A 26,358-nucleotide genomic window follows, 5' to 3' on the forward strand; every position below is an offset into this window, starting at 1 on the left:
ATAAGGGCGCGCATTTGTCCTATGCTTAAGCGCACGCCTGCTGACAGAATGCGTCGCCCGTTCCCGGCTAATTTTTGCCCTCAATGGAGTGCTTGCCATGCTGAAAAAGCTTGTGATGCTTTGCGTTGCTCTCGCGCTGTCGCTGTCGGCCGGTTTCGCGGCGGCGGTCGAAGTGAATTCCGCCGATCAGGCGGCGCTCGAATCAGTCAAGGGCATTGGGCCCGCGCATGCGAAGGCGATCATCGAAGAACGCACGAAGAACGGCCCGTTCAAGAACGCCGACGACCTCGCCGCGCGCGTCAAGGGCATCGGCAGCAAGTCGGTAGTGAATCTGGAAGCGGCGGGCCTGACGATCAATGGCTCGTCCGCGCCGCCGGCGGGTGCGAAATCGGCCACGACATCGGCAGGCGCGAACTCCCCGGCGACGAAGACCACGCCTGCGGCCAATAGCGCGGCGACCACGACGCCTGCGACCACCGCTCCCACGGCACCGACGACAAGCGCAGCGACCACCGCAACGCCGGCTGCGCCTGCGGACGCTTCCAGCGCGAAAGCGTCGAAGTCGTCGCGTTCGTCGAAGAAGGCTAAGGACGCCGCCGCGGCGGCGTCCGCGCCCACTGGTACCACCGCGGCGACCGCCGCAACCGGGACTGCAGCGAGCGCGCCTGCCGACGCCTCCGGCGCCAAGGCATCGAAGAAAAAAGCCAGGAAGAGCAAAGCGGCGTCCGCCGCGGCGGCTTCGGGCGGCGCATAGAGAACTTGTCCGGCGCAAACCGCGTCAGAGACTGACTAAACCAGCAAGGCAGAGTGCACAGCGAGGTTTTCATGTCGTTGTCGTCATCACGCCTGCGGGCGTGACAGGCACGGCGGCAGCGCCTTGCAGTACGCCTTCCTCCCCTCGACGCCGCGCAGCCGCGCGGCGCCTCACCCGCCAGCTCGTCTCCGACGTGCCGGCATTCAAAAGAGACCCGTCATGAGCCTACTCGATACCCTCGGTTCCCTGGTCGGCAAATCGCCCGAAGGCGGCGGCCAGCAAGCGCTGATCGCAGCCGCACTCGAATTCGTCAATAGCCAGCCAGGCGGCCTGAATGGCCTCGTCCAACGCTTCCAGGAAAAGGGCCTCGGCGACGTCGTATCGTCGTGGATCAGCAACGGCGAGAATCAGCCGATTGCGGCCGACGCGCTGCATAGCGTGCTCGGCTCCGAAGCCGTCACGAGCCTGGCCGCTAAAGCCGGCGTTCAACCGGACCAGGTTACCGGCCTTCTGTCGCAGATCCTGCCGCACGTGGTCAATGCAGCCACGCCGGACGGCGAAGTGCCGGCCGAAGGCAAACTGAACGCAACCACCGTGCTTGGCGCGCTCGGCGGCTTGTCGGCGTTGTTCGGCAAGGGCACGGCTTGATCAGCGGCACCGGCTGTGGCGGTGGGAACAGCATTGGCCAGGGCACGGCGCCCGCGCGTTGAGCGGTCAACAAGCGCGTTACACGCGGGCCAAAAAGCGGGCCAAAAAGCGGGCCAATAAGCAAGCCCGCCAGCAAGCCCAAAGCGCACAGTCGAGCAGGCAAAGAAAAGCGGCAACGAAGATTACTTCGTTGCCGCTTTGCTATTTGCGCGGGTTGCTACATTCCGCGTCAGACTGACTGAGAGTTCAATGCACCACGCGCTCGAACACGAGATTGCCGTCTTCCAGTTCGACCGGAATGACGTCCTTCGGACCGAACTTGCCCGCCAGAATCAGCTTGGCGACCGGGTTCTCGATCTCCTGCTGGATCGCGCGCTTCAACGGCCGCGCACCGAACAGCGGATCGTAGCCGACCTTGCCGACATGCTCCAGCGCCTCGTCCGACACCACCAGCTGCATGTCGAGCTTCGCCAGCCGCTCGTGCAGACGCTGCAACTGGATCCGCGCGATGGACTGCACATTCGAGCGGTCGAGTGCGTGGAACACCACGACGTCGTCGATGCGGTTCAGGAACTCGGGGCGGAAGTGCAGCTTTACTTCGGTCCACACCGCGTCCTTCACCGCTTCCTGGGGCTCGCCGACCATCGCCTGGATGACCTGCGAACCGAGGTTCGACGTCATCACGATCACCGTATTCTTGAAGTCCACGGTGCGGCCCTGGCCGTCGGTCATGCGGCCGTCGTCGAGCACCTGCAGCAGCACGTTGAACACGTCGGGATGCGCCTTCTCGATTTCGTCGAGCAGAATCACGCTATACGGCTTGCGACGCACCGCTTCCGTCAGATAACCGCCCTCTTCGTAGCCGACATATCCCGGCGGCGCGCCGATCAGACGCGCGACGCTGTGCTTCTCCATGAACTCGCTCATGTCGATGCGAATCAAGTGATCCTCGGAATCGAACAGGAACGCAGCCAGCGCCTTGCACAGTTCCGTCTTGCCCACGCCGGTGGGCCCGAGGAACAGGAATGAACCATACGGACGGTTCGGATCGGACAGACCCGCGCGCGAGCGGCGGATCGCGTCGGCCACCGCGTTGATCGCCTCGTCCTGGCCGATCACGCGCTCATGCAGTTTTTCTTCGATCTGCAACAGCTTTTCGCGCTCGCCCTGCATCATGCGCGAGACCGGAATGCCGGTCGCGCGCGACACGACCTCGGCGATTTCCTCAGCACCCACCTGCGTGCGCAACAGGCGCGGCCGCGTCGGATTGTTCTGTTCCTTCGCCTCGGCCTGCGTGACTTCCTTCAGTTGCGCCTCGAGACCCGGCAGTTTGCCGTATTGCAGTTCAGCGACCTTCTCCAGCTTGCCTTCGCGCTGCAAGCGCGTGATTTCGGCACGCGTGCGATCAATCTCTTCCTTCAGTTGCGCGCTGCCCTGCACCGCCGCCTTTTCCGCGGTCCAGATTTCTTCGAGGTCCGAATATTCGCGATCCAGACGCTCGATTTCCTCTTCGATGAGTTGCAGGCGCTTTTGCGACGCCTCGTCCTTCTCCTTCTTGACGGCTTCGCGTTCGATCTTCAACTGGATCAGGCGACGGTCGAGCCGGTCCATCTCTTCGGGCTTCGAGTCGATTTCCATCTTGATCTTCGACGCGGCTTCGTCGATCAGATCGATGGCCTTGTCCGGCAGGAAGCGATCCGTGATGTAGCGATGCGACAGTTCAGCCGCCGCGACGATAGCCGGGTCGGTGATGTCCACGCCGTGATGCAGTTCGTACTTCTCCTGCAAGCCGCGCAGAATCGCGATCGTGGCCTCGACCGTCGGTTCGTCGACGAGCACCTTCTGGAAGCGGCGCTCGAGCGCGGCATCCTTTTCGATGTACTTGCGATATTCGTCGAGCGTGGTCGCGCCGACGCAGTGCAGTTCGCCGCGCGAGAGCGCCGGCTTGAGCATATTGCCCGCGTCCATCGCGCCTTCCGCCTTGCCCGCGCCGACCATCGTATGAATTTCGTCGATGAAGACGATGGTCTGCCCTTCGTCCTTCGCGATGTCGTTGAGCACGGCCTTCAGACGCTCTTCGAACTCGCCGCGATACTTGGCGCCCGCGAGCAGCGCGGCCATGTCGAGCGACAACACGCGCTTGCCCTTCAGCGTCTCCGGCACTTCGCCGTTGACGATGCGCTGCGCGAGTCCTTCGACAATCGCGGTCTTGCCTACACCCGGTTCGCCGATCAGCACTGGATTGTTCTTGGTACGACGTTGAAGAATCTGAATGGAACGGCGGATTTCGTCGTCGCGGCCGATCACCGGGTCGAGCTTGCCGGCGCGCGCGCGTTCGGTCAGGTCGATGGTGTACCTCTTGAGCGCTTCACGCTGGCTTTCGGCGTCCTGGCTGTGCACTTGCGAGCCGCCGCGGACCGCGGCAATCGCGCTTTCGAGCGATTTGCGCGACAAGCCGTGCTGACGCGCGAGGCGGCCGACCTCGCCTTTGTCGTCCGCGACCGCGAGCAGGAATATTTCGCTCGCAATGAACGTGTCGTTGAGCTTTTGCGCTTCCTTGTCCGCCTGGTTCAGCAGACCGGTGAGTTCGCGGCCGATCTGCACGTTGCCGTCGGTGCCCTGAACTTGCGGCAGGCGCGTGATGGCCTCGTCGAGCGCGGTTTGCAACGCCTGCACGTGCACGCCGGCGCGCGACAGCAGCGAACGCGCCGACCCGTCCTGCTGCGCGACGAGCGCCGCGAGGACATGAACCGGCTCGATATATTGATTGTCGTGGCCGACCGCGAGACTCTGCGCGTCCGCCAGCGCTTCCTGGAATTTAGTGGTGAGTTTGTCGATTCTCATTCGAGACCTCCAATTTCGATTACCACCAAAATGAGGCGATTTATTCAGGATTCAAGCGCTTTTTTGCAGTCCCGATGGAGTTTTTGAGCATCTGACGCGAGAAAATGCGCGGCGCCCCGGGCGAGCCGCATTCAGGCCACGGGCACCGGGTTGTCGCTTGCCGGCTCGACCGGCGACACGGGCACGACCGGAATCACCGTGCGTATGCCGAGCAAGGCCGCCAGCGGCCCTTCCGGACCCGCGACCTCGTCGATCGTGTGGCGATCGAGCTCTGCGAGAAAGGCGTGCCGCGCCGTCTCCAGTACGTTGCGCAACCGGCACTGAGGCGTAATGACACATGCGCGGCGTTCGCCGTTCTGGTCCGGCAGGCAGGCAACCAGCGCGAAGTCGCTTTCCGTTGCGCGCACGACCTCGCCGACAGTCAGCTTGCGGGTGCGCTCCGCCAGCCGCAGGCCGCCGTTGCGGCCGCGCACGGTCTCGACCCAGCCAAGCTCGCTCAACTGCTGCACCACCTTCATCAGGTGGTTCTTGGAAATGCGGTAGGCCTCGGAGATATCCTGAATGGTCGACAAGCCCTGCCCGCGCACAGCGAGGTACAGAAGGACGCGCAGCGAATAATCGGTGTAGTCGGTCAGTCTCATGGTTTGCAGTATCACAATGAGCGCAAGCCGCGATCCGTGGGATAACCGCGTCGATGCAAGGGTTGCCGGGCGCCGCGGCTTCGCCATAAGATGCAGGACTGGCACATGTTTATTTATGCTGCATCGGTAAAGTCGGGCTTTCGACACCAATGGTAACGTTTCGCGCCGCGCCCATTCACACGAAAAGTACGCTATTTTGAGCTCAGTTCGGCCGGCCGGGCCGTCATTGTGGCAGTTTCGTCCGGTTTGTGGCGTGCTGTGGCGCGCCCGGGACGAATCGTCGCGCATCTCTGGAATCTGCATGAACCCTTCTTTTCCCGCCGCGCCGGTTGTCGAGCGCGCTGCCGAGCCGACAGAGGCGAACATTCGCGAGCTGGTTTACGCGTTTTATGACCGCGTGCGCGCCGACCCATTGCTCGGCCCGGTGTTCGACGCAACGCTTGCCGGCCGCTGGGACGATCATCTGCCGAAGATGTGTACCTTCTGGGCCAGTCTCGTGCTGGGCGCGAAGCAGTATCGCGGCAATGTCCAGCAGGCGCACCAGCCGCTCGCGGGAATCGAGCCGCAGCACTTCAGCCGCTGGCTGTATCTGTTCCTCGATACGGTGGAATCGCGTTACGAGCCTGCTGCGGCCGTCCGCTTCATGGAACCGGCGCTGCGTATCGCGCAGAGCCTGCAATTGAGCCGCTTCGGCTGGGACTACAAGATTCCGCCGGAACAGCAGGCCTTGCTCGACCGCGTCGCGCCGAAGCGGCCCCGGCCGGACGATGAGGCGCATCTTGCGGCGCGGCCCGCCGGGGAGCCGTTTCCGACGCGCATCATCGGGAAATCGCGGGACGAGTGATGGTGTGGGCGCGGGAGCAGCCTGCCAGCGGCGTGCCACGAACGTCGTGCCACGAGCACCGTGAGTGCGGTGCCTTGAGTGCGGTGCCTTGAGCGTCCTGCCTTGAGCGCGGTGCCTTGAGCGCGGTGCCTTGAGCGCGGTGCCTTGAGCGCGGTGCCTTGAGCGCGGTGCCTTGAGCGCAGTGCCTTGAGCGTCGTCCCGTAAGCGTCGTGCCCTGAGCGTCGTGCCGTAAGCGCCGCGTCGTGAGCCCGGTGCGACCAGCACCACGCCGCACGCCCAGCCGCAGCACTTATTCCGACGCGCCGTTTCCCGACTCGATGCCCCAGCGCGCGAGCGCCGCATCGTCGGTCACGCGGGCGTCGACCCAGCGCTCGCCCGCCGCGGTTTTCTCCTTCTTCCAGAACGGCGCCTGGGTCTTCAGATAGTCCATCACGAATTCGCACGACGCGAATGCATCGCCGCGATGCGCGGCCGTCGTCGCGACCAGCACGATCTGGTCGAGCGGATAAAGCTTGCCGACGCGGTGCACGATCAGCACCTCGATGCCCGGCCAGCGCTGGCACGCGCTCACGATGATCGCCTCCAGCGACTTCTCGGTCATGCCTGGGTAATGCTCCAGTTCCATGGCCTCGACCGCGCTGCCGTCGTTCAGATCGCGCACGGTGCCGACGAAGCACGCCACCGCGCCGATCTTCGGATTGCGGGCGCGCAGCGCAGCGACCTCGGCGGTGAGATCGAAATCTTCAGTCTGTACACGAACGGGCATAGCCGGCTCCTTGCGGTTCAGCCGCCCGTGACGGGCGGGAAGAACGCGACCTCGCAGCCTTCGGTGATGCGCGTGCCGGCGTCGGTCATCACGTGATTGCAGGCCATGCGCAGCGCGCGGCCTTCGGCAAGCGTGTCGGCCCAGATGCCGCCGCGCACGCGCAGCCACGCGCGGACATCGCCGACGGTTGCGACGCCCTCCGGCACCTCGACCGTTTCGTCGGCCAGATCGAGCGCTTCACGCACGCTCGCGAAATATCGCAGTTGAATCTTCATGGGGATACAGCCGGCGTCGCCGGCCTCAATTCAGCAACTCGGAAAAAGGAATGAAGCGCACGGTTTCGCCCGCACTGATCGCATGATTGGGCGGATTGTCGATCAGCCCGTCGCCCCACACTGTCGATGTCAGCACGGCCGAACTCTGATTCGGGAACAGATCGAGACCGCCGGCGGCATTGATGCGCGCGCGCAGGAACTCGTTGCGACGATCCGCCTTGCCCTGTGTAAAGTCCGCGCGCAGCGACAGCGCGCGGGGCGCGACGGTCTGCACGCCGGCAAGACGCAGAATGAAAGGACGCACGAACACGAGAAAGGTCACGAAGCTCGACACCGGATTACCCGGCAAGCCGATGAAAAACGTCTCCGCCGACGGCGCAGCCGACTCTGCCGCCAAGGCAGCCGACTCTGCCGTCGCCTGATTGTCCGTACTGCGGCGCACAGCGCCGAACGCGAGCGGCTTGCCGGGCTTCATCGCGATCTGCCACATCGTGAGGCGCCCTTCCGCCTCCACGGCCGGCTTCACGTGATCTTCCTCGCCCACCGACACTCCGCCGCAGGTCAGAATCAGATCGTGCGCGCGCGCCGCTTCGCGCAGCGTGGCGCGCGTGGCATCGAGCTTGTCTTCGACGATGCCGAAATCGCTCACCTCGCAGCCGAGGTTTTCCAGCAGACCGCGCAACGTGAAGCGGTTGGAGTTGTAAATCGCGCCGGGCTTCAGCGGCTCGCCTGGCATGGTCAGTTCGTCGCCGGTGAAGAACACGGCGACCTTCACGCGGCGGCGCACTTGCAGTTCGGCGCAACCCACCGATGCGGCGAGCCCCAGCGCCTGCGGCGTGAGCCGCGTGCCGGCCGGCAGAATCACCGAACCGCTACGGATGTCCGCGCCTTGCGCCGTGATCCATTCGCCCGCCCGCGGGCTGTGCAGGATGGTGACTTCGTCGCCGGCGGCTTCCGTCTGCTCCTGCATCACGATCGCGTCGGCACCGGGCGGCACCGTGGCGCCGGTGAAAATGCGCGCCGCCGTGCCTGGCTTCAGCGGCTCTGGCGCGTGCCCTGCGGGAATGCGTTGCGACACCGGCAGGCGGCGGTTGCCGTGGGTCGTGATGTCCGCGGCGCGGATCGCGTAGCCGTCCATTGCACTGGTGTTCATCGGCGGCACGTCGAGCGGCGACACGACGTCGGTGGCAAGCACGCGGCCATGCGCTTGCAGCGTCGGGACCGACTCGCTGCCTTTGACCGGGCTCGCGGCGTTGAGCAGGATGGCCAGTGCGTCGGCGGTAGCGAGCATCGGAGCGCGTGGCGTGGGGGTAGACATCTCAGGTTCGAAGCCGCTGGTTAAAAGAACATTGTAGCGGTCGAAGGCCACAGCTTGTCGGGGCCGCGCTTATCGAGGGGTTTTCGACCTTAGCGTTTGTGCGCCGCGCGCCGGTTCACTGAATGTAGGACTCGGCGCGGCCCGCGGTGCCGGCTCGCCGAGCCGCGATGGCGCAGCGTTTGCCTCGCGCAATAGCGGCTCACCATGTCGCGCGGGCCGCCGGCCCGCGCTCCACTTCACTTCATTCACTTCAATCAGACGCCGGTGTTCGCCGCAATAAAGTCCTTCACACGCTGCGCGTCCGCCGGCACGACTTCGAAGCGTTGCGGCAGCGACTCCAGTCCCGCGAAAGCCGCCGGGCGCTCCGGTTCGCGCAGCAGCGCTTCGCGAATCGTTTCGCCGAACTTGATCGGCTGGGCCGTTTCCAGCACGATCATCGGCACGCCCGGCTGCAGATGTTCGCGCGCGACCTTCAGGCCGTCGGCGGTATGCGTGTCGATCATCGTGTCGTAGCGCTGGAACACGTCGCGGATCGCCTCGACGCGATCGTCGTGGCTGCTGCGGCCCGACACGAAACCGAACTCCTTCACGCGCGCAAAGTCACCGCTCGCCGCGAGGTCAAAACCACCTTTTTCCTCGACGTCGCGGAACAGTTGCAGCACGCGTGCCGGGTCGCGCCCGAGCAGATCGAACACGAAGCGCTCGAAGTTCGACGCCTTCGAAATGTCCATGCTCGGGCTGCTCGTGTGATACGTCTCCGCTGCCTTGCGCACGCGGTAAATGCCGGTACGGAAGAACTCGTCGAGCACGTCGTTTTCGTTGGTGGCAACCACCAGCTTTTCGATCGGCAGGCCCATCATGCGCGCGATGTGACCCGCGCAGACATTGCCGAAGTTGCCCGACGGCACGGTGAACGACACGCGCTCGTCGTTGCTCCTGGTCGCCGCGAAATAGCCCTTGAAGTAGTAGACGACCTGCGCGACCACGCGCGCCCAGTTGATCGAATTGACGGTGCCGATCTTGTACCTGGCCTTGAACGCGTGATCGTTCGAAACGGCTTTCACGATGTCCTGGCAGTCGTCGAACACGCCTTCAACCGCGAGGTTGAAGATGTTCGGGTCCTGCAGGCTGTACATCTGCGCGGTCTGGAACGCGCTCATCTTCTTGTGCGGCGACAGCATGAACACGCGAATGCCCTGCTTGCCGCGCATCGCGTATTCGGCGGCGCTGCCGGTGTCGCCGGAAGTCGCGCCGAGAATGTTCAGCGTTTCGCCGTGCTTCGCGAGCGCGTACTCGAACAGGTTGCCGATCAACTGCATCGCCATGTCCTTGAACGCGAGCGTCGGGCCGTTCGACAGTTCCAGCAGCGACAATGGCGCGCCATTTTCGACGCCGAGCGTTTTGAGCGGCGTGATCTGCGCCGCGCTCTCGTCGTCGCGCACGTTGCAGTAAGTGGCCGCCGTGTACGTCTTGCGGGTCAGCGCGCGCAGGTCTTCGGCCGGAATGTCGTCGCTGAATTTCGAGAGGATCTCGAATGCGAGGTCCGCATACGGCAGCGTGCGCCAGCGCGCGAGTTCGTCGGCGCTGACGCGCGGATAGTCGGCGGGCAGGTACAGGCCGCCGTCTTTCGCGAGACCGCCGAGCAGAATGTCGGAGAAAGTGTGGCGCTCGCCGGCTCCGGCGCCGCGCGTTGAGAGATAGTTCATAGTTCGGCCTAGTTCAGCGCTTCCATGCGCAGCTTCGTGACTTGCGAGACGACGGTCTTCAACGCCTCGATCGACTTGATTGCGGCATTGACGTTCTTTTCAACCGTTTCGTGCGTGATCAGGATGATGTCGGTCTCGCCCTTGCCGTTGGCGTCGACCTGTTCGGACTCCTTCTGCAGGAGCGCGTCGATCGAGATGCCGGTGTCGGCCAGAATGCGCGTGATGTCGGCCAGCACGCCCGTCACGTCCGCAACCCGCAGACGCAGGTAGTAGCCGCTCGTCACCTCGTCGATGGGCAAAATCGGCGTGTTCGACAGACGGTCCGGCTGGAAAGCCAGATGCGGAACGCGGTGCTCGGGGTCGGCCGTATGCAGGCGCGTCACGTCCACCAGATCCGCCACCACCGCCGACGCCGTGGGCTCCGCTCCCGCGCCCTTGCCGTAGTACAAGGTCGTGCCGACGGCGTCGCCATGCACGACGACCGCGTTCATCGCGCCTTCCACGTTGGCGAGCAGGCGCTTTTCCGGAATCAGCGTGGGATGCACGCGCAATTCGATGCCCTTGTCAGTGCGGCGCGCAATGCCGAGCAGCTTGATGCGGTAGCCGAGTTCCTCGGCGTACTTGATGTCGATCGCCGCGAGCTTGCTGATGCCTTCCACGTAAGCACGGTCGAACTGCACCGGCACGCCGAACGCGATCGCGCTCATGATCGTCGCCTTGTGCGCGGCATCCACGCCTTCGATGTCGAAGGTCGGATCCGCTTCGGCGTAGCCCAGCTCCTGCGCGGCTTTGAGCGCGGTCGCGAAGTCGAGCCCGCGGTCGCGCATTTCCGAAAGAATGTAGTTCGTCGTGCCGTTGATGATGCCCGCAATGTACTGGATCTGGTTGGCCGTCAGACCTTCGCGCAGCGCCTTGATGATGGGGATGCCGCCCGCCACCGCGGCCTCGAACGCGACCATCACGCCGTTGGCGCGCGCCGCCTCGAAGATTTCCGTGCCGTGCACGGCAAGCAGCGCCTTGTTGGCCGTGACCACGTGCTTGCCGTTGGCGATCGCGCGCAGCACCAGGTCGCGCGCCACGCCCGTGCCGCCGATCATCTCCGCAATGATGTCGATAGACGGATCGTCGACCACCGCGTTGAAGTCGTCGGTGAGCGCGACGCTCGCGGCTTGCGCGCCGAGGGCCGCCGTCGCCTTGGCCGGATTGCGCACGGCAATGCGCGCAACTTCAATGCCGCGGCCCGCACGACGTTTGATTTCTTCCTGATTGCGGCGCAGTACCGTGAAGGTGCCGCTGCCTACCGTGCCGAAGCCCAGCAGTCCAACTTTGATCGGTTCCATGCAGCGTGGTGTCGAGTAGTGATTAAGGGAATTCGGGGGCGGTTGCCGGATGCGCGGCGGACAAAATCACGCGTTGCGCATCGTATTGTGCGCTAGGCCGTGTGACGTTTGCGATAACCGTCGAGAAAGCGCGCGATGCGGTTGATGGAATCGGCCAGATCGTCCACGTTCGGCAGGAACACGACGCGGAAATGATCCGGCGTCTTCCAGTTGAAGCCCGTGCCCTGCACGAGCAGCACGCGCTCCTCCAGCAGCAGGTCGAGAATGAACTGCTGGTCGTTCTCAATCGGATAAATCTTCGGGTCGAGGCGCGGGAACATGTAGAGCGCCGCCTCCGGCTTCACGCAGCTCACGCCGGGAATGGACGTGAGCATGTCGTACGCGAGTTCGCGCTGCTTGTAGAGGCGCCCGCCCGGCACGATCAGGTCGTTGATGCTCTGATAGCCGCCGAGCGCGGTCTGAATGGCATACTGGCCCGGCACGTTCGGACATAGACGCATGGACGCGAGAATGCCGAGCCCTTCGAAATAGTCTTTGGCGTGGCGGCGGTTCTCGCCGGTCAGTCCCGAAATGAACATCCAGCCGGCGCGATAGCCGCACGAGCGGTAGCTTTTCGAGAGGCTGTTGAACGTGACGGTGAGCACGTCTTCGGAGAGCGCGGCCATCGACGTATGCTTCTTGCCGTCGTAGACGATCTTGTCGTAGACCTCGTCGGCGAAAATCACGAGGCCGTGCTGGCGCGCGATTTCAATGAGGCCGAGCAGCAGTTCGTCGGAATACAGCGCGCCGGTCGGGTTGTTGGGATTGATGACGACGAGCGCGCGCGTGTTCGGCGTGATTTTCGCGCGGATGTCGTCGAGATCGGGCATCCAGCGGTTCGACTCGTCGCAGATGTAATGCACCGGCGTGCCGCCCGCGAGGCTCACGCCGGCGGTCCATAGTGGATAGTCCGGCGCGGGCAGCAGCACTTCGTCGCCGTCGTTCAGGAGCCCTTGCAGCGCCATCACGATCAGCTCGGATGCACCGTTGCCGATGTAGATGTCGTCCAGCTCGACGCCGTGCACGCCCTTTTGCTGCGTGTAATGCATGATCGCCTTACGCGCGGCGAACACGCCCTTGGAGTCCGAGTAGCCCGACGAGCTCGGCAGATTCAGGATCATGTCCTGAATGATCTCGTCCGGCGCCTCGAAACCGAACGGCGCCAGATTGCCGATGTTCAGCTTGATGATGCGGTGGCCTTCTTCTTCGAGCCGCTTCGCATGTTCGAGGACGGGCCCGCGAATGTCGTAGCAGACATTCAGCAACTTGTTTGACTTGAGAATCGGTTTCACGGCGGGCACTTCATCCTGGTTAACGAGCATTGAGGGCAGTGAGGGCTTTGAACAGTCCGACGCGCCGGGCAGGCTCGCGGATTGCGAAATTCGGGGCGCGGTAACGCCGCAGGGCCGCAGGGCCGCCCGTAGCGGGCCGCCCACGGCGGACGAAAGCGGGCGCAACCAGGGTAGGTAGCCGATGGGCCGCACCCGGATCGTCGGCGCGGCTTGTGGCGGCGCATGCGCAGGGGCGCCTCTGGGCGGCTAAAAAGTTATAATTTAGCGGATTTAGGCCGACTTCCGCAATGCACCAACCGCAACGGGAGCCTTTTGAGCCCTTTCCTGTCCCACTCGTGTAGAACCGCCCTGCTCGCGTCTGCCGCGTCAGGCCTTCAACACGCACGATGTCTCGCGACGACTTCGGAAAACGAATTTGAAATTACATCAGGATTCCAGCGGCGCCCTCAACACCGTCACGGGCTACGGCGCCGGCTATGTCGAAATCAATCTGGAGCGCCATGCCGGAAGCATTCTCGTGCTGCCGGACGCGCCCGTCATCCCTTGGCCCGTCACGTCTTTCGAGCAACTCACGCCTGAGCTTTTCGCGATGCTGGTGGATTCCGCGCCCGAGGTGGTGGTGTTCGGCAGCGGCGAGCGGCTGCGTTTTCCGCATCCGCGCCTGACCGCCGTGCTGACGGCGAAGCGCATCGGCGTCGAAACCATGGACTTCAAGGCCGCCTGCCGCACGTACAACATTCTGATGGCCGAGGGCCGCAAGGTTGCGGCGGCGCTGCTGATCGAAGCTTAGCGCTCGCAGCGGGTTGATCGCCAGCGGCCAGCCTGCTGGCCCAGCCACGGATCACCGCTCGTCCGCGGGCTGTGCCGCCGCGCCTGCCCTCGCCGCGCCACGCACGATCACGTACACTGCGCGCCATCCGCGCGCGGGCAGCCGCCTGCCGGCATTTCCGAATAACAACGCAGCGCCGCGCAAGCGGCGTCGCCAGAAAGGTTTAAATCCATGAACGATACGCCGTCGAGGCTACCGCTCAACCGCACCGCGATTCTTCTGCTGGTGCTGACCCTTGCCGTTATCTGGTTCGTGCCGCTCGGCTGGCGCCATCTGCTGCCCAGCGACGAAGGCCGCTACGCGGAAATGGCCCGCGAAATGTTCGTCACCGGCGACTGGATCACGCCGCGCTACAACGGCTACAAGTACTTCGAAAAGCCGCCGCTGCAAACCTGGGCGAACGCGCTGACCTTCGCATGGTTCGGCATCGGCGAATGGCAGGCGCGGCTCTATACGGCGCTGACGGGTTTTGCCGGCGTGCTGCTGCTCGGCTACACCGGCGCACGCGTGTTCAATGCGGCGACCGGCGTGTTCGCCGCACTGGTGCTGGCCACCTCGCCGTACTGGAATCTGATGGGCCACTTCAACACGCTCGACATGGGCCTGTCGTTCTGGATGGAACTGACGCTGTGCGCGCTGCTGCTCGCGCAGCGCCCGGATCTCACGAACTCGTGCGTGCGCGGCTGGATGTGGCTGTGCTGGGCGTCGATGGCGCTCGCGGTGCTGTCCAAAGGCCTTGTCGGCGTAATCCTGCCGGGCGCGGTGCTGGTGCTCTACACGCTGATCGCGCGCGACTGGGCGGTCTGGAAGCGCCTGCATCTGATCGGCGGCGTGCTCGTATTCTTCGCGATCGTAACGCCGTGGTTCGTGCTGGTGCAGCAGCGCAATCCCGAATTCCTCAATTTTTTCTTCATCGTTCAGCAGTTCAAGCGCTATCTGACGCCTGAACAGAACCGCCCTGGGCCGTTCTATTACTTCGTGCCGGTACTGATTATCGGTTTTCTGCCGTGGCTTTCTCTGACGGTGCAAAGCGTGCGTCATGCATGGCGTCTGCCGCGCCAGCCGAACGGCTTCGCGCCCGTCACGCTGATGCTCGTCTGGACCGGCTTCATCTTCCTGTTCTTCAGCGCGTCGCACTCCAAGCTGCTGTCGTACACGCTGCCGATCGCGCCGGCCATCGCGCTTCTGATCGGCATGTACCTGCCGCTCGTCACGCGTGAGCAATGGCGCCGTCATCTGACCGGCTATGCACTATTTCTCGTAGTTGCCGCGTTTGCCGCGCTGTTCCTGCCGCGCTTCGGCAGCGCGCGCAATCCAACTGAAATCTACGCCGCGTACCGCACATGGGTGCTCGCTGCGCTGGCGGTCGGCTTCGTGCTGACGCTCGGCGCGCTGTGGATCAATCGGCGCAGCCGCGCCGGCAGTCTCGGGGCCATTGCAAGTTTTGGCGCGGCGTGGCTGCTGCTCGGCACGATTGCGGGCACGGGTCACGATGTGTTCGGGCGCCTCAGTTCGGGCGCACCGCTCGCGCCGGCCATCAAGGCGCAGATGGCGAAATTGCCGGCCGACACGCCGTTCTACTCGGTCGGCGTACTCGACCATACTCTGCCGTTTTACATCGGCCATACCATGACGATGGTCGAGCATCCGGACGAACTGGCATTCGGGGTATCGGTGGAGCCGCAGAAATGGCTGCCTTCGGTGCAGGCATGGGAAGAGCGCTGGAAGACTGACCGCTACGCGCTCGCGCTGCTTCCGCCGCAGACTTACGACAGGCTCCTGAGCGAAGGCCTGCCCATGCAGGTGGTTGACCGCGACTCGCGCCGCGTCGTCGTGATGAAGCCGCTCGCAGCGGAGCCGACGGCCGCGCCGGCCCAGCCAGCGTCGGACACACCGGCCGCGCCGCCTGCACCCGCTGCGCCGGTAGAAAAACCGCAATCGTGACCCCATATCCGGATCCTGACACCCGATGAACCCGATTTCCCTCTTTTGCATTCTCGCCGGCGTCACGTTGAACGCCGGCGCGCAGTTGCTGCTCAAAGCCGGAACGAATGCCGTTGGACACTTCGAATTCAGCCGTGCGAACATCCTGCCGATTGCCTTCCGGCTCGCAACGCAACCGCCGATCATCGGCGGCCTCGCCTGTTATGTGATCAGCGTCGTGGTGTGGATCGTCGGGCTGTCGCGCGTGGACGTGTCGATCGCCTATCCGATGCTGTCGCTTGGCTATATCGTCAATGCTTTCGCCGCGTGGTATCTGTTCGGCGAAGTGCTGTCGGTGCATAAGCTCGTCGGCATCGGCGTAATCCTGGTCGGCGTGGTGATACTCGCGCGCAGTTAGGCGCTTTTGCGGCTACCGAGCCGCGGCAAGACAACGTAAGCCGGCGTCAACGCCGGCTAAGCAAAACGTAAGGTTGATCGCGGTATGCTCCGCGGTTGCACCCTTTTTGGCCTTGGCCTGGAATCGCGCGCAGGGTGTGTCGAATGCGCCGTCCGGGCTCCGGCTCTTTCGATCGAGCGAAGCATTCATGACCTCTACCGTTCCGCCTCTGCCGTTCCTGCCGTTCGTCAAACCAGAAATTGATGAAGAAACCATTCAAGGCGTAGCCGACGTGCTGCGCTCCGGCTGGATTACCACAGGCCCGCAGAACCAGAAGTTCGAGGCGGCGCTCTCGGAGTTCTGCGGCGGCCGTCCGGTGCGCACCTTCAATTCCGGCACGGCGACGCTCGAAATCGGCCTGCGTATTGCAGGCGTCGGCCCCGGCGACGAAGTGATCACCACGCCCGCCTCGTGGGTCTCGACCAGCAACGTGATCTACGAAGTCGGCGCGACGCCGGTGTTCGCGGACATCGACCCGGTAACGCGCAACGTCGACCTCGACAAGCTTGAGCAGGCGATCACGCCGCGCACCAAGGCGCTGATTCCGGTCTATCTGTCGGGCTTGCCGGTCGACATGGACCGCCTCTACGCAATTGCCCGCGCGCACAAGCTGCGCGTGGTGGAAGACGCCGCCCAGGCGTTCGGCTCGACGTGGAACGGCAAGCGCATCGGCGCGCTTGGCGACATGGTCTCCTTCAGCTTTCATGCGAACAAGAACCTCACGTCGATTGAAGGCGGCGCACTGGTGCTGAACAACGAAGACGAAGCCATCCTCGCGCAGAAATACCGGCTGCAAGGCATCACGCGCACGGGCTTCGACGGCATGGACTGCGACGTGCTCGGCGGCAAGTACAACCTCACGGACGTCGCGGCGCGCGTCGGCCTTGGCCAGTTGCCGCATCTGGAACGCTTTCTCGCGCAGCGCCGCAAACTCGTGCGCGCGTATTACGCCGGCTTCGAGGGCGGCGCGGCGGTGAAACTGGGTGTCGGCCTGCCGTTTCCCGACTTCGAGAACAGCAACTGGCACATGTTCCAGATCACATTGCCACTGGAAAAGCTTTCCATCGACCGCGCCGGTTTCATGGGACAGTTGAAGGAACGCGGCATCGGCTCCGGTGTGCACTATCCGGCCATTCACCTGTTCTCGCTGTATCGCGCGCGCGGCTTCACAGAAGGCATGTTCCCGCATACCGAGCGCTTCGGCGCCACCAATGTCACACTGCCGCTCTTCACGCTGATGAACGAAGGCGACGTGGAGCGCGTATGCCGCGCGGTCAATGAAATTTGCGAACAATACGGAAAGTAAGCGGAAATGATTTATACGGAACAACGCGCCGTCACGCCGGAAGTGTCGATCATCATTCCGGTGTACAACGAGGAAGCCGGACTGGCAGCGCTATTCGCGCGGCTTTATCCGGCTCTCGACGCGCTCGGCACGTCATATGAAGTGATCTTCATCAACGACGGCAGCCGCGACAAATCACCCGCGCTGCTCGCCGAGCAGTTCCGCGCGCGCCCCGACACGACCCGCGTGATCCTGCTGAACGGCAACTACGGGCAGCACATGGCGATCCTCGCGGGCTTCGAGCAGTCGCGCGGCGAGATCGTCATTACGCTCGACGCCGATCTGCAGAATCCGCCCGAAGAGATCGGCAAGCTCGTGAACAAAATGCGCGAGGGCTTCGACTACGTCGGCACGATCCGCCTGCAACGCCAGGACAGCCTCTGGCGCCGCAAGGCCTCACGCGCGATGAACCGTCTGCGCGAGCGCATCACCCGCATCAAGATGACCGACCAGGGCTGCATGCTGCGCGCGTACAGCCGGCACATCATCGACACGATCAATCGTTGCGGCGAAATCAACACGTTTATTCCCGCGCTCGCCTACACGTTCGCGCAGAACCCGGTGGAGATCGAGGTCGCGCACGAAGAGCGCTTCGCGGGCGAATCGAAGTACTCGCTCTATTCGCTGATCCGCCTGAATTTCGACCTCGTGACCGGCTTCTCGGTCGTGCCGCTGCAGTGGCTGTCGTTCATCGGCGTGATCCTGTCGCTCGGCTCGGCGGCGCTCTTCGTGCTGCTGCTGATTCGCCGCTTCATCATCGGCGCGGAAGTTCAGGGCGTGTTCACGCTCTTCGCCATCACGTTCTTCCTGCTGGGCGTGATCATCTTCGCGCTCGGGCTGCTCGGCGAGTACATTGGCCGGATTTATCAACAGGTGCGCGCGCGTCCGCGCTATCTGGTGCAGACCATTCTCGAAGAGCGCAACGGCACCGCCGTGGCCGACGTGCCGCGTCAGACGGTCGCGCATGTCATTCAGCCGGCGCCTGTGGCCGAGCAGCGCGACGAGGGTCCGACTCGATGAAACCGCGTGCTGTCGTATTCGCGTATCACAATGTTGGAGTGCGCTGCCTGCAGGTGCTGCTCGCGCGCGGCGTGGACGTGGCGCTCGTCGTCACACACGAGGACAGCCCAACGGAGAACATCTGGTTCGGCAGCGTCGCAAGCGTGGCGGCCGAACACGGCATTCCCGTCCTGACGCCCGCCGATCCGAAAAGCCCGGAGTTGCGTGCGGCTGTCAGCGCGGCGCGCCCGGACTTCATCTTCTCGTTCTACTACCGCCACATGTTGCCGGTCGACCTGCTCGCGCTCGCCGCGCGCGGCGCTTACAACATGCACGGCTCGCTGCTGCCGAAGTACCGCGGCCGCGTTCCCACGAACTGGGCGGTGCTGCACGGTGAAACCGAAACTGGCGCGACGCTGCACGAAATGGCGGCAAAACCCGACGCCGGCGCGATCCTTGCACAAACGCCCGTGCCGATCCTTCCGGACGACACCGCCGCGCAAGTGTTTGACAAAGTCACCGTGGCCGCCGAGCAGACGCTGTGGCGCGTGCTGCCCGCGCTGCTGGCGGGCGAGGCGCCGCATCTGCCCAACGATCTGTCGCACGGCAGCTACTACGGCGGGCGCAAGCCGGAAGACGGCCGCATCGACTGGACGCAGCCGGCGCAACAGGTCTACAACCTGATTCGCGCGGTCGCGCCGCCCTATCCCGGCGCGTTTACCGACATCGGCGGCCGGCGTTTTGTGGTGGCGCGCGCGCGCCTCGCGACACCCGGCGCGCTTCGCTCCGATTTGCCGCCGGGCCTGCACGTAAGCGATAATGCCGTTTTTGCGATATGCGGCGACGGCCGCGCGATCGCGATCCACGAATTGCGGCATCAGCACGACGGCACCGAAACCGTCGTCACCCCGGCCGAATTCGCCCAGTTCCTCCAAACTCCCCGACATTTATGAAGAAAGTCCTGATCCTGGGTGTGAACGGCTTCATCGGCCATCACCTGTCCAAACGCATTCTCGAGACGACCGATTGGGAAGTCTTCGGGATGGACATGCAGACCGAACGTCTGGGCGATCTCGTCAATCATGAGCGGATGCACTTTTTCGAAGGTGACATCACGATCAACAAGGAGTGGGTCGAATATCACATCAAGAAGTGCGATGTGATTCTGCCGCTGGTCGCGATCGCCACGCCCGCCACCTACGTCAAGCAGCCGCTGCGCGTGTTCGAACTGGACTTCGAGGCGAATCTGCCCATCGTGCGCTCGGCCGTCAAGTACGGCAAGCACCTCGTGTTTCCGTCGACCTCGGAGGTCTACGGCATGTGCACGGACGAGCAGTTCGATCCTGAAGAATCGCAGCTGTCGTATGGCCCGATCAACAAGCCGCGCTGGATCTACGCGTGCTCGAAGCAGTTGATGGACCGCGTGATCTGGGGCTACGGCATGGAGGGCCTGAACTTCACGCTCTTCCGTCCGTTCAACTGGATCGGCCCGGGCCTCGACTCGATCTACACGCCCAAGGAAGGCAGCTCGCGCGTGGTCACGCAGTTCCTCGGCCACATCGTGCGCGGCGAGAACATCAGCCTCGTAGACGGCGGCGCTCAAAAGCGCGCGTTCACCGATATCGACGACGGCATCGGCGCGCTGATGAAGATCATCGAGAACAGGAACGGCGTTGCCACGGGCAAGATCTATAACATCGGCAATCCGACCAACAACTTCTCAGTGCGTGAACTCGCGCACAAGATGCTGACGCTCGCCGCGGAATTTCCGGAATACGCTGACACCGCGAAAAAGGTCCAACTGGTCGAAACGTCGTCGGGCGCGTATTACGGCGCGGGCTATCAGGACGTGCAGAACCGCGTGCCGAAGATCGACAACACGATGCAGGAACTCGGCTGGGCGCCGAAGTCGACCTTCGACGAAGCGCTGCGCAAGATTTTCGAAGCGTATCGCGGCCATGTCGCTGAAGCGCGCGCACTCGTCGAACAGCAATAAGGGCTGATCCTTGGCCCGTATCGTCCTGAAGATCGACGTCGACACGCTGCGCGGCACCCGCGAAGGCGTGCCGAATCTCGCGCGTATTTTCGACCGCTTCAAGGCGCGCGCCACCTTCCTCTTCAGCCTCGGGCCCGACCACACCGGTTGGGCGATGCGCCGCGTGCTGCGGCCGGGATTTCTGCAGAAGGTGTCGCGCACGTCGGTGGTCGAACACTACGGGCTCAGGCAGTTGATGTACGGCGTACTGCTGCCGGGGCCGGACATCGGCGTAAAAGCGTCGGCGGAAATGCGCGCGATTCACGAAGCCGGTTTTGAGTGCGGCATTCACACGTGGGACCACGTGTACTGGCAGGACAACGTGCGTTCGAAAGATCGCGCGTGGACCTCGGCGCAAATGCAGAAAAGCCATGACCGTTTCGTCGACATCTTCGGCGCGCCGCCGGTCACGCACGGCGCGGCCGGCTGGCAGATGAACGGCCACGCGTTCGAGCAGATCGACGCCTGGGGCATGCATTACGCGTCCGACGGCCGCGGTCATTCGCCGTATCTGCCGGTTGTGAACGGCAAGACGCTCGCGCACGTGCAGATGCCGACCACGCTTCCCACGCTCGACGAAGTGCTCGGCGTGAACGGGGTGGACGAACACAACGTCGCCGCCTTCATGCTCAGGCACACGGAAAACAACCCGCACGATCAGGTCTTCACGCTGCATGCGGAACTGGAAGGCCAGAAGCTCGCGCCCATCTTCGAACAGTTGCTGGAAGGCTGGCGCGCGCAAGGCCACACGTTTGCGACCATGGGCGACTACTACGCGGTGCTGGACCGCAGCGCGCTGCCATCGTACCCTGTTACGTGGGGCGAAATTCCAGGGCGCTCCGGCGAGCTGATCGTCCAGCCATGACGGGTCGGCCGGCGTGCGGCGTCGACACAGCCATTGGCTCACTGCCCGGCAACCCGCCCTGACGACCCAGCCGCCACGCGAGAATATGCGCGCACCGGCAGCCCCTCCCAAAAAATGTCTCGATGCCAGGTCGGCGCCGCTGTGACTTCACACGGTGGCGCCGACCATAACAACCGGAGAATCTCGTGCCCATCGCAGTCGATCAACCCATCCCCGACTTCACCGCTGCCGCTACCGGAGGCGAGATCACGCTGTCCAACCTGCGGGGTAAGAAGGTGGTGCTGTATTTTTATCCGAAGGACAACACGCCAGGCTGCACGACCGAAGGTCTGCAGTTCCGCGATCTGTATCCGAAGTTCAAGAAGGCCGGCACGGAAATCCTCGGCGTCTCGCGCGACAGCCTGCGCTCGCATGACAACTTCAAGGCAAAGCTCGAACTGCCCTTCCCGCTGATCTCGGATCCCGAAGAAAAACTGTGCGCGCTCTTTGGCGTCATCAAAATGAAGAAAATGTATGGCAAGGAAGTACGGGGAATTGAACGCTCCACCTTCGTCATCGACGCGGACGGCGTGCTTCGCCACGAGTGGCGCGGCGTGAAAGTGCCCGGCCATGTCGACGAAATTCTGCAGGCTGTACAAGCGCTGTGAGGCGCGTTATATTGGGTTGCAATGAGTGCCTGTCCATCCCAAATTTTTCGCCGCTGCGCAAGACTTGACGGTCGTGTCGGTCGAGGCATCCGATCCGTTGAGGTCGTGAGGCGCAACGCGAACACCGTAAGCGAGCCGCTTGCCCCGTACGACGGGGCGGCGGCTTTTTTAATTGCGCGCAGCCGTTCGTTCACTCGGCCGCGCGCTTTCCGTTAAGGAGCCGATCGAAGACCAGGCGAACCGGCATCTCCAGACCGAATGCGCGCCTCCGGGCGCAAACTGCGTGCGCAACATCGGCACCGGCAGAATGCGACAGGCGGCGCACGATATGTGACCCGATTATTTCGAGGGAAACCATGCCTTTGCCTACCCCCCCGAGCAAGCTCGGCAATCTCCTGCCACCTGACGAATACAAGGCCAAGGCCGCCACGCCGGCGCGCTCCACCGCGAAGAAACAGGCCGAGGGAGAATCCGCGGAACCGGCCGACTACGGGCGCGCGAACGTCGCCACGCCCATGGCGCATGCTGCCAATGCCGCGACTACCCTGCGACCGGTGCCGGCGTCGTCCGCTTCCGCCACGGCGTCCGCTGCCGCGGGCGAGGCCGCTCAGGCGCGCGCCGCGTCGGGCTCCGGGCGCAAGACCAGGCAGACCGCCGCGCTGCTGCAGCCGGTTCCCGCAGCCGAGCCGCAGCCGGTCGTCGCGCGCAAGCCAGGCGCCAAAGAGCCTGTGGCCAGCACGGCCGCCGCTGCACCCACCGCGCGCGGCACTAGCAAAAAACGCGGCACGGCCGCGCAGCCAGTCGAGATCCAGAAGCTCTTCGTGCTCGACACGAACGTGCTGATGCACGACCCGAGCTGCCTGTTCCGTTTCGAGGAACACGACGTCTATCTGCCGATGATGACGTTGGAAGAACTCGACAACCACAAGAAGGGCATGTCGGAAGTCGCGCGTAATGCACGGCAAGTGAGCCGCACGCTCGACGCGCTGGTTGCGAACGCGGGCAACATCTCCGACGGCATCTCGCTCGCGCGTCTAGGCAGCCGCGAGGCGTCCGGGCGCCTGTACTTCCAGACAAAGCTGACGGCGATCGAGCCGGTCGAAGGCCTGCCGGAAGGCAAAGCCGACAATCAGATTCTCGGCGTAGTGCGCGCGTTGCAGCGCGACCGTTCGGATCGTCAGGTCGTGCTGGTGTCGAAAGACATCAACATGCGCATCAAGGCGCATGCGCTCGGCTTGCCCGCCGAAGACTACTTCAATGACCAGGTGCTCGAAGACAGCGACCTGCTGTATTCGGGCATCCGCGCACTGCCGCAGGACTTCTGGACGCGGCACGCGAAGGGCATGGAGAGCTGGCAGGACACCAAGACCGGCACCACGTATTACCGCGTGACCGGGCCGCTGTGTCCGTCGATGCTCGTCAACGAATTCGTGTATCTCGAGCCGCAGAACGGCGAGCCGGCGTTTCACGCGCTGGTGCGCGAGTTGAACGGCAAGACGGCGCTGCTGCAAACGCTGCGTGACTACGGCCACCACAAGAACAATGTGTGGGGCATCACCGCGCGCAACCGCGAGCAGAACTTCGCGCTGAATCTGTTGATGAACCCCGAGATCGACTTCGTCACGCTGCTCGGCCAGGCCGGCACCGGCAAAACGCTGGTGGCGCTCGCAGCCGGTCTCGCGCAGGTGCTGGACGACAAGCGCTACAACGAGATCATCGTGACGCGCGCGACGGTGCCCGTCGGCGAGGACATCGGCTTTCTGCCCGGTACTGAAGAGGAAAAAATGCAGCCGTGGATGGGTGCATTCGACGACAACCTCGAAGTGCTGCAGAAGACCGACGACGCCGCCGGCGAATGGGGCCGCGCCGCGACCCAGGAACTGATCCGCTCGCGCCTGAAGATCAAGAGCATGAACTTCATGCGCGGCCGTACGTTCGTGGACAAGTATCTGATCATCGACGAGGCGCAAAACCTCACGCCCAAGCAGATGAAGACGCTCGTCACGCGCGCGGGCCCGGGTACGAAGATCATCTGCCTCGGCAATATCGCGCAGATCGATACGCCTTATCTGACAGAAGGCAGTTCCGGCCTGACGTACGTGGTCGACCGCTTCAAGGGATGGGCGCACAGCGGGCACGTGACGCTTGCGCGCGGCGAGCGTTCGCGCCTCGCGGACTACGCGTCGGAGATCCTTTAGGAATCAGCTGGTTGGCTGCAATGGCCGGCTGGACGGCGAGCCGCGCTCCGAGCTTTCGGGGCGCGGCTTTTTCATGTCTGCTGCGTCTTTGGCGAGCAACACTTAGCGCATGAACTTCAAGTAATTTGTCAAGAGTTCTTGCCGCTTTCGCGTTTCACCGGCTACCATCCGGACATCGTCCGCCATTAAACGAGCGTTTACCGCCCTCTGCCCTTCATGCGCCGACTCGCCTTCTCGTTGCTGACCGTGCTGCTGCTCGCCGCGTGTGCCGGCGCGCCGCAAAAGACTTCGCGCGGCTCGGGAAGCTCCGTCATCGCGGCGAACGGCGCGTATCGGGCACCGCCGCCGGGCTTTCCCAATTTTGTGGACCACAGCATCGGCCGTGAGGAAATTTCCATTCAGGCGATGAGCCTCGTCGGCGTGCCCTACCGCTGGGGCGGCAACACGCCGGACAGCGGCTTCGATTGCAGCGGCCTTGTTCGCTATGTGGTGGCGCGCGCGGCGTCGGTGAACCTGCCGCGCACGACCGCCGATATGAGCGGACGCGGCGAATCGGTTGAGCCGGACGAAATCGCGCCCGGCGATCTGATCTTCTTCAACACTACCGGGCGGCCGCATTCGCACGTGGGCATCTACGTGGGCAAGTTGCGCTTTGTCAACGCGCCGTCGACGGGCGGCACGGTGCGGCTCGACTATCTGACCAACCCGTATTGGGCGAAGCGCTTCGACGGCATCCGCCGCGTGGCGGCACCGGCCGCGAAGCCCACGCCGTTCGACGCGCCGAACTATCAGGCGGCGGCGCCCCAGCCGGAGCGTGCAGCGGGACTGGCGGCGGCGAGTGCGTATGGCGGCGGCCAGGCAGCTGGCGCCAGCGCGTATGGAAGTGCCCAGGCCGGCGCGGTCGGTGCGCCAGCCACTGCGGCCAGGTCGGCTGCAAGCTATGCCGCAAGTCCGTCGCCTTCGCAAAACAGCGCTCGGGCCGCAGTGGCGGCCGAACCGCGCGCGCCATCGACGGCGACTACTGATTCCGCCTTGGCCACCCTGCCCGCAACCCGGGCGCCGCAAGCCGATCCGTTCGAACCGCCGCCGCCGGGAATGAGCGCGGCGCAGCTACAGGCGCGCGCAGCGGGCGCAATCTCGCCGACGCCGACTCCTCCGGCTCAGGCGAGTGCGTATGACGGCAGCGCTGCCGCGCCGCTGCAGACCACTGCGGCAGCGCGCTCCGCACCCAGAACAGCAAGCGCTGGCGCACCGGACCCCATTGACGCAGCCGCCGATGCGTTCGAGCCGCCACCGCCCGCTTCCGTCGCCGCCCGCCAGGCGCGCCTCGCGCAACAAAGCCAGCATACCCAACAGGCCCCGCTCGATCAGCAAGCGGAACAGCCACGGACCGCCGACGGCGCCGTGCAGATCATGCGAGCCTCGACGGCCTCGCGGAGCGTACCTGCCCCGTCGCAAACCAACGACGACCCGATCGCCCGCTTCGCCAACGGCAACTTCTGACCACGGTAGGCGCGGTTCGCTGACGCCACAGCGCTGCTCAGACGCGCTGAGTGAGTTCGTCGAGCGTGATGGGCGCGGTGCCGACTTTCCCGACCACGATACCGGCCGCCACGTTAGCGAGCCGCGCCGCGCTTTCGACATCGTGGCCCGCTGCCAACGCGGCGGCCATGGTGGCGATGACTGTGTCGCCAGCCCCGGACACGTCGTACACCTCACGCGCCTGCGCGGCAATGCGGATGTGGCGATTCTCGACAAAGAGGCTCATGCCTTCCTCCGAGCGCGTGACGAGCAGGGCCGCCAGTTCGAATTCGTCGCACAGCCCGAACGCGCGCCGCTCGAAGTCTGCCTCGCTGGTCCACTTGCCCGCTGCCTGCGCAAATTCGTCGCGATTCGGCGTCATGACGCTTGCCCCACGGTAGATCGAGTAGTCCGGTCCTTTCGGATCGACGAGAATGGTCGCCCCTGCGGACGTTGCGTCGGACGTCATCAGGCGTAGATGCGCGAGCCCGCCCTTGCCGTAATCCGAGAACACCACAGTCTTACAAGCTTTCAACTTCTCGCGGAATTGGGCGACGAGCGGAAACAGCAACTCGTGGTTCGGACGCTGCTCGAAATCGGCGCGCACGATCTGCTGGTTGCGCGAAATCACGCGCAGCTTGACTGTGGTTTGCAGCTCCGGGTCGCGCAAAAACGTGCAGCGAACGTTGCGCGACTCCAGCAAAGCCTGCAATGCCCGCCCGTCCTGATCGTCGCCGACCACAGACAGCAGCGTGACCTGCGCGCCCAGGTTCACCGCGTTGATGGCCACGTTGGCCGCGCCGCCCGCAACGTCCCCAGTGCGCTGGATGCGGACCACAGGCACCGGCGCCTCGGGCGAAATGCGCGTGCTGTCTCCAAACCAGTAGCGATCCAGCATCACGTCACCTGCAACGATGATTGACGCCGATGAGCAATCCAGACTCAATTTGCGACTCCTTCAGAATGGGTTCTTTCGGCACAGACACATCCGTCGACGACACGGCTAAAAATTAGTTGGTGGTACTGATAAATCTGACAGCGAAAAACGCACACATTGTCACAAATGAGATGG

At 64.0% G+C, this 26,358-nt stretch carries 23 protein-coding genes; 14 read left to right on the top strand and 9 right to left on the bottom strand.

Annotated elements, in window-relative coordinates; genetic code table 11:
• Positions 1–97: 97 nt before the first annotated feature.
• Both A3AC_RS0114500 and A3AC_RS0114505 read left to right on the top strand, forming a co-directional pair.
• Positions 98–754 (top strand): ComEA family DNA-binding protein, encoded by a 657-nt coding sequence (locus A3AC_RS0114500; protein WP_025599672.1) that lies wholly within the window; start codon positions 98–100, stop codon positions 752–754.
• A gap of 219 nt (positions 755–973) precedes the next feature.
• Positions 974–1,402, top strand: a complete 429-nt coding sequence (locus tag A3AC_RS0114505) for a YidB family protein (protein ID WP_025599674.1) — start codon at positions 974–976, stop codon at positions 1,400–1,402.
• 246 nt (positions 1,403–1,648) lie between these two features.
• Here the strand turns inward: A3AC_RS0114505 and clpB are convergent, their stop codons facing one another.
• Both clpB and A3AC_RS0114515 read right to left on the bottom strand, forming a co-directional pair.
• Positions 1,649–4,246, bottom strand: a complete 2,598-nt coding sequence (gene clpB, locus A3AC_RS0114510) for an ATP-dependent chaperone ClpB (RefSeq protein ID WP_025599675.1) — start codon at positions 4,244–4,246, stop codon at positions 1,649–1,651.
• Positions 4,247–4,377: 131 nt separating this feature from the next.
• Entirely contained in the window at positions 4,378–4,887 is a 510-nt protein-coding gene (locus A3AC_RS0114515; RefSeq protein WP_025599676.1) for an Rrf2 family transcriptional regulator, read from the bottom strand.
• Positions 4,888–5,188: 301 nt separating this feature from the next.
• On the opposite strand from A3AC_RS0114515, the gene A3AC_RS0114520 reads away from it, so the two are divergent.
• A complete protein-coding gene (locus tag A3AC_RS0114520) occupies positions 5,189–5,731 on the top strand; it encodes a group III truncated hemoglobin (protein ID WP_025599678.1) in 543 nt (180 codons plus the stop codon).
• 289 nt (positions 5,732–6,020) lie between these two features.
• Here the strand turns inward: A3AC_RS0114520 and A3AC_RS0114525 are convergent, their stop codons facing one another.
• The 6 genes from A3AC_RS0114525 to A3AC_RS0114550 all read right to left on the bottom strand — a co-directional run bounded on the left by A3AC_RS0114525 (position 6,021) and on the right by A3AC_RS0114550 (position 12,476).
• Complete coding sequence (locus A3AC_RS0114525) at positions 6,021–6,497, bottom strand: molybdenum cofactor biosynthesis protein MoaE (RefSeq protein ID WP_025599679.1); 477 nt, start codon at positions 6,495–6,497, stop codon at positions 6,021–6,023.
• A gap of 17 nt (positions 6,498–6,514) precedes the next feature.
• On the bottom strand, positions 6,515–6,772 hold the full coding sequence (gene moaD / locus A3AC_RS0114530; RefSeq protein WP_025599681.1) for a molybdopterin converting factor subunit 1: 258 nt from the start codon (positions 6,770–6,772) through the stop codon (positions 6,515–6,517).
• Between the two features lie 25 nt (positions 6,773–6,797).
• Positions 6,798–8,090 carry a molybdopterin molybdotransferase MoeA gene (locus A3AC_RS0114535; RefSeq protein ID WP_232231940.1) on the bottom strand — a complete coding sequence of 431 codons (1,293 nt, stop codon included), beginning with the start codon at positions 8,088–8,090 and terminating at the stop codon, positions 6,798–6,800.
• Between the two features lie 254 nt (positions 8,091–8,344).
• Positions 8,345–9,796 carry a threonine synthase gene (gene thrC / locus A3AC_RS0114540; RefSeq protein WP_025599684.1) on the bottom strand — a complete coding sequence of 484 codons (1,452 nt, stop codon included), beginning with the start codon at positions 9,794–9,796 and terminating at the stop codon, positions 8,345–8,347.
• Positions 9,797–9,804: 8 nt separating this feature from the next.
• Positions 9,805–11,136: a homoserine dehydrogenase gene (locus A3AC_RS0114545; protein ID WP_025599685.1), complete on the bottom strand. Its 1,332-nt coding sequence runs from the start codon at positions 11,134–11,136 to the stop codon at positions 9,805–9,807.
• Between the two features lie 92 nt (positions 11,137–11,228).
• On the bottom strand, positions 11,229–12,476 hold the full coding sequence (locus tag A3AC_RS0114550) for a pyridoxal phosphate-dependent aminotransferase (RefSeq protein ID WP_025599686.1): 1,248 nt from the start codon (positions 12,474–12,476) through the stop codon (positions 11,229–11,231).
• Positions 12,477–12,882: 406 nt separating this feature from the next.
• Between A3AC_RS0114550 and A3AC_RS0114555 the strand changes: the two genes are divergently transcribed.
• From A3AC_RS0114555 to A3AC_RS0114615, 11 genes are all read left to right on the top strand, one after another.
• Positions 12,883–13,257: an Mth938-like domain-containing protein gene (locus A3AC_RS0114555; protein ID WP_025599687.1), complete on the top strand. Its 375-nt coding sequence runs from the start codon at positions 12,883–12,885 to the stop codon at positions 13,255–13,257.
• A 210-nt stretch (positions 13,258–13,467) separates the two neighbouring features.
• Complete coding sequence (locus A3AC_RS0114565; RefSeq protein ID WP_025599688.1) at positions 13,468–15,240, top strand: ArnT family glycosyltransferase; 1,773 nt, start codon at positions 13,468–13,470, stop codon at positions 15,238–15,240.
• Between the two features lie 25 nt (positions 15,241–15,265).
• Positions 15,266–15,637, top strand: a complete 372-nt coding sequence (locus tag A3AC_RS0114570) for an SMR family transporter (RefSeq protein ID WP_025599689.1) — start codon at positions 15,266–15,268, stop codon at positions 15,635–15,637.
• A 187-nt stretch (positions 15,638–15,824) separates the two neighbouring features.
• On the top strand, positions 15,825–16,982 hold the full coding sequence (locus A3AC_RS0114575; protein WP_025599690.1) for a DegT/DnrJ/EryC1/StrS family aminotransferase: 1,158 nt from the start codon (positions 15,825–15,827) through the stop codon (positions 16,980–16,982).
• A 6-nt stretch (positions 16,983–16,988) separates the two neighbouring features.
• Positions 16,989–18,041: a glycosyltransferase gene (locus A3AC_RS0114580; RefSeq protein WP_025599691.1), complete on the top strand. Its 1,053-nt coding sequence runs from the start codon at positions 16,989–16,991 to the stop codon at positions 18,039–18,041.
• Positions 18,038–18,973, top strand: coding sequence for a formyltransferase (locus tag A3AC_RS0114585; RefSeq protein WP_025599693.1), 936 nt, complete (start codon positions 18,038–18,040; stop codon positions 18,971–18,973). Before A3AC_RS0114580 ends, A3AC_RS0114585 begins: the two co-directional genes overlap by 4 nt.
• Positions 18,970–20,016 (top strand): bifunctional UDP-4-keto-pentose/UDP-xylose synthase, encoded by a 1,047-nt coding sequence (locus tag A3AC_RS0114590; protein WP_025599694.1) that lies wholly within the window; start codon positions 18,970–18,972, stop codon positions 20,014–20,016. The genes A3AC_RS0114585 and A3AC_RS0114590 overlap by 4 nt, the downstream gene beginning before the upstream one ends.
• 10 nt (positions 20,017–20,026) lie before the next feature.
• Positions 20,027–20,920 carry a polysaccharide deacetylase family protein gene (locus A3AC_RS0114595; RefSeq protein ID WP_025599696.1) on the top strand — a complete coding sequence of 298 codons (894 nt, stop codon included), beginning with the start codon at positions 20,027–20,029 and terminating at the stop codon, positions 20,918–20,920.
• Positions 20,921–21,105: 185 nt separating this feature from the next.
• Positions 21,106–21,567, top strand: a complete 462-nt coding sequence (locus A3AC_RS0114600; RefSeq protein WP_025599697.1) for a peroxiredoxin — start codon at positions 21,106–21,108, stop codon at positions 21,565–21,567.
• 356 nt (positions 21,568–21,923) lie between these two features.
• The gene (locus A3AC_RS0114610; RefSeq protein ID WP_025599698.1) at positions 21,924–23,765 is read left to right on the top strand and encodes a PhoH family protein; all 1,842 of its coding nucleotides are present in this window, start codon (positions 21,924–21,926) and stop codon (positions 23,763–23,765) included.
• Between the two features lie 216 nt (positions 23,766–23,981).
• Entirely contained in the window at positions 23,982–25,268 is a 1,287-nt protein-coding gene (locus A3AC_RS0114615; protein ID WP_025599700.1) for a C40 family peptidase, read from the top strand.
• 37 nt (positions 25,269–25,305) lie between these two features.
• Here A3AC_RS0114615 and rfaE1 read toward each other — a convergent pair whose 3' ends face one another.
• Positions 25,306–26,232, bottom strand: coding sequence for a D-glycero-beta-D-manno-heptose-7-phosphate kinase (rfaE1, locus tag A3AC_RS0114620; RefSeq protein ID WP_025599701.1), 927 nt, complete (start codon positions 26,230–26,232; stop codon positions 25,306–25,308).
• Positions 26,233–26,358: the final 126 nt, after the last annotated feature.

Source organism: Burkholderia sp. WSM2230 (assembly GCF_000472445.1).
Lineage (GTDB): Bacteria > Pseudomonadota > Gammaproteobacteria > Burkholderiales > Burkholderiaceae > Paraburkholderia.

Coding starts and splice junctions, on each gene's coding strand:
- A3AC_RS0114520 (WP_025599678.1), top strand. CDS start 5,189: ATGAACCCTTCTTTTCCCGCCGCGCCGGTTGTCGAGCGCGCTGCCGAG.
- moaD (WP_025599681.1), bottom strand. CDS start 6,772: ATGAAGATTCAACTGCGATATTTCGCGAGCGTGCGTGAAGCGCTCGAT.
- thrC (WP_025599684.1), bottom strand. CDS start 9,796: ATGAACTATCTCTCAACGCGCGGCGCCGGAGCCGGCGAGCGCCACACT.
- A3AC_RS0114615 (WP_025599700.1), top strand. CDS start 23,982: ATGCGCCGACTCGCCTTCTCGTTGCTGACCGTGCTGCTGCTCGCCGCG.
- A3AC_RS0114525 (WP_025599679.1), bottom strand. CDS start 6,497: ATGCCCGTTCGTGTACAGACTGAAGATTTCGATCTCACCGCCGAGGTC.
- A3AC_RS0114500 (WP_025599672.1), top strand. CDS start 98: ATGCTGAAAAAGCTTGTGATGCTTTGCGTTGCTCTCGCGCTGTCGCTG.
- A3AC_RS0114515 (WP_025599676.1), bottom strand. CDS start 4,887: ATGAGACTGACCGACTACACCGATTATTCGCTGCGCGTCCTTCTGTAC.
- A3AC_RS0114535 (WP_232231940.1), bottom strand. CDS start 8,090: ATGTCTACCCCCACGCCACGCGCTCCGATGCTCGCTACCGCCGACGCA.
- A3AC_RS0114545 (WP_025599685.1), bottom strand. CDS start 11,136: ATGGAACCGATCAAAGTTGGACTGCTGGGCTTCGGCACGGTAGGCAGC.
- A3AC_RS0114565 (WP_025599688.1), top strand. CDS start 13,468: ATGAACGATACGCCGTCGAGGCTACCGCTCAACCGCACCGCGATTCTT.
- A3AC_RS0114610 (WP_025599698.1), top strand. CDS start 21,924: ATGCCTTTGCCTACCCCCCCGAGCAAGCTCGGCAATCTCCTGCCACCT.
- A3AC_RS0114570 (WP_025599689.1), top strand. CDS start 15,266: ATGAACCCGATTTCCCTCTTTTGCATTCTCGCCGGCGTCACGTTGAAC.
- A3AC_RS0114580 (WP_025599691.1), top strand. CDS start 16,989: ATGATTTATACGGAACAACGCGCCGTCACGCCGGAAGTGTCGATCATC.
- A3AC_RS0114575 (WP_025599690.1), top strand. CDS start 15,825: ATGACCTCTACCGTTCCGCCTCTGCCGTTCCTGCCGTTCGTCAAACCA.
- A3AC_RS0114505 (WP_025599674.1), top strand. CDS start 974: ATGAGCCTACTCGATACCCTCGGTTCCCTGGTCGGCAAATCGCCCGAA.
- A3AC_RS0114585 (WP_025599693.1), top strand. CDS start 18,038: ATGAAACCGCGTGCTGTCGTATTCGCGTATCACAATGTTGGAGTGCGC.
- A3AC_RS0114590 (WP_025599694.1), top strand. CDS start 18,970: ATGAAGAAAGTCCTGATCCTGGGTGTGAACGGCTTCATCGGCCATCAC.
- clpB (WP_025599675.1), bottom strand. CDS start 4,246: ATGAGAATCGACAAACTCACCACTAAATTCCAGGAAGCGCTGGCGGAC.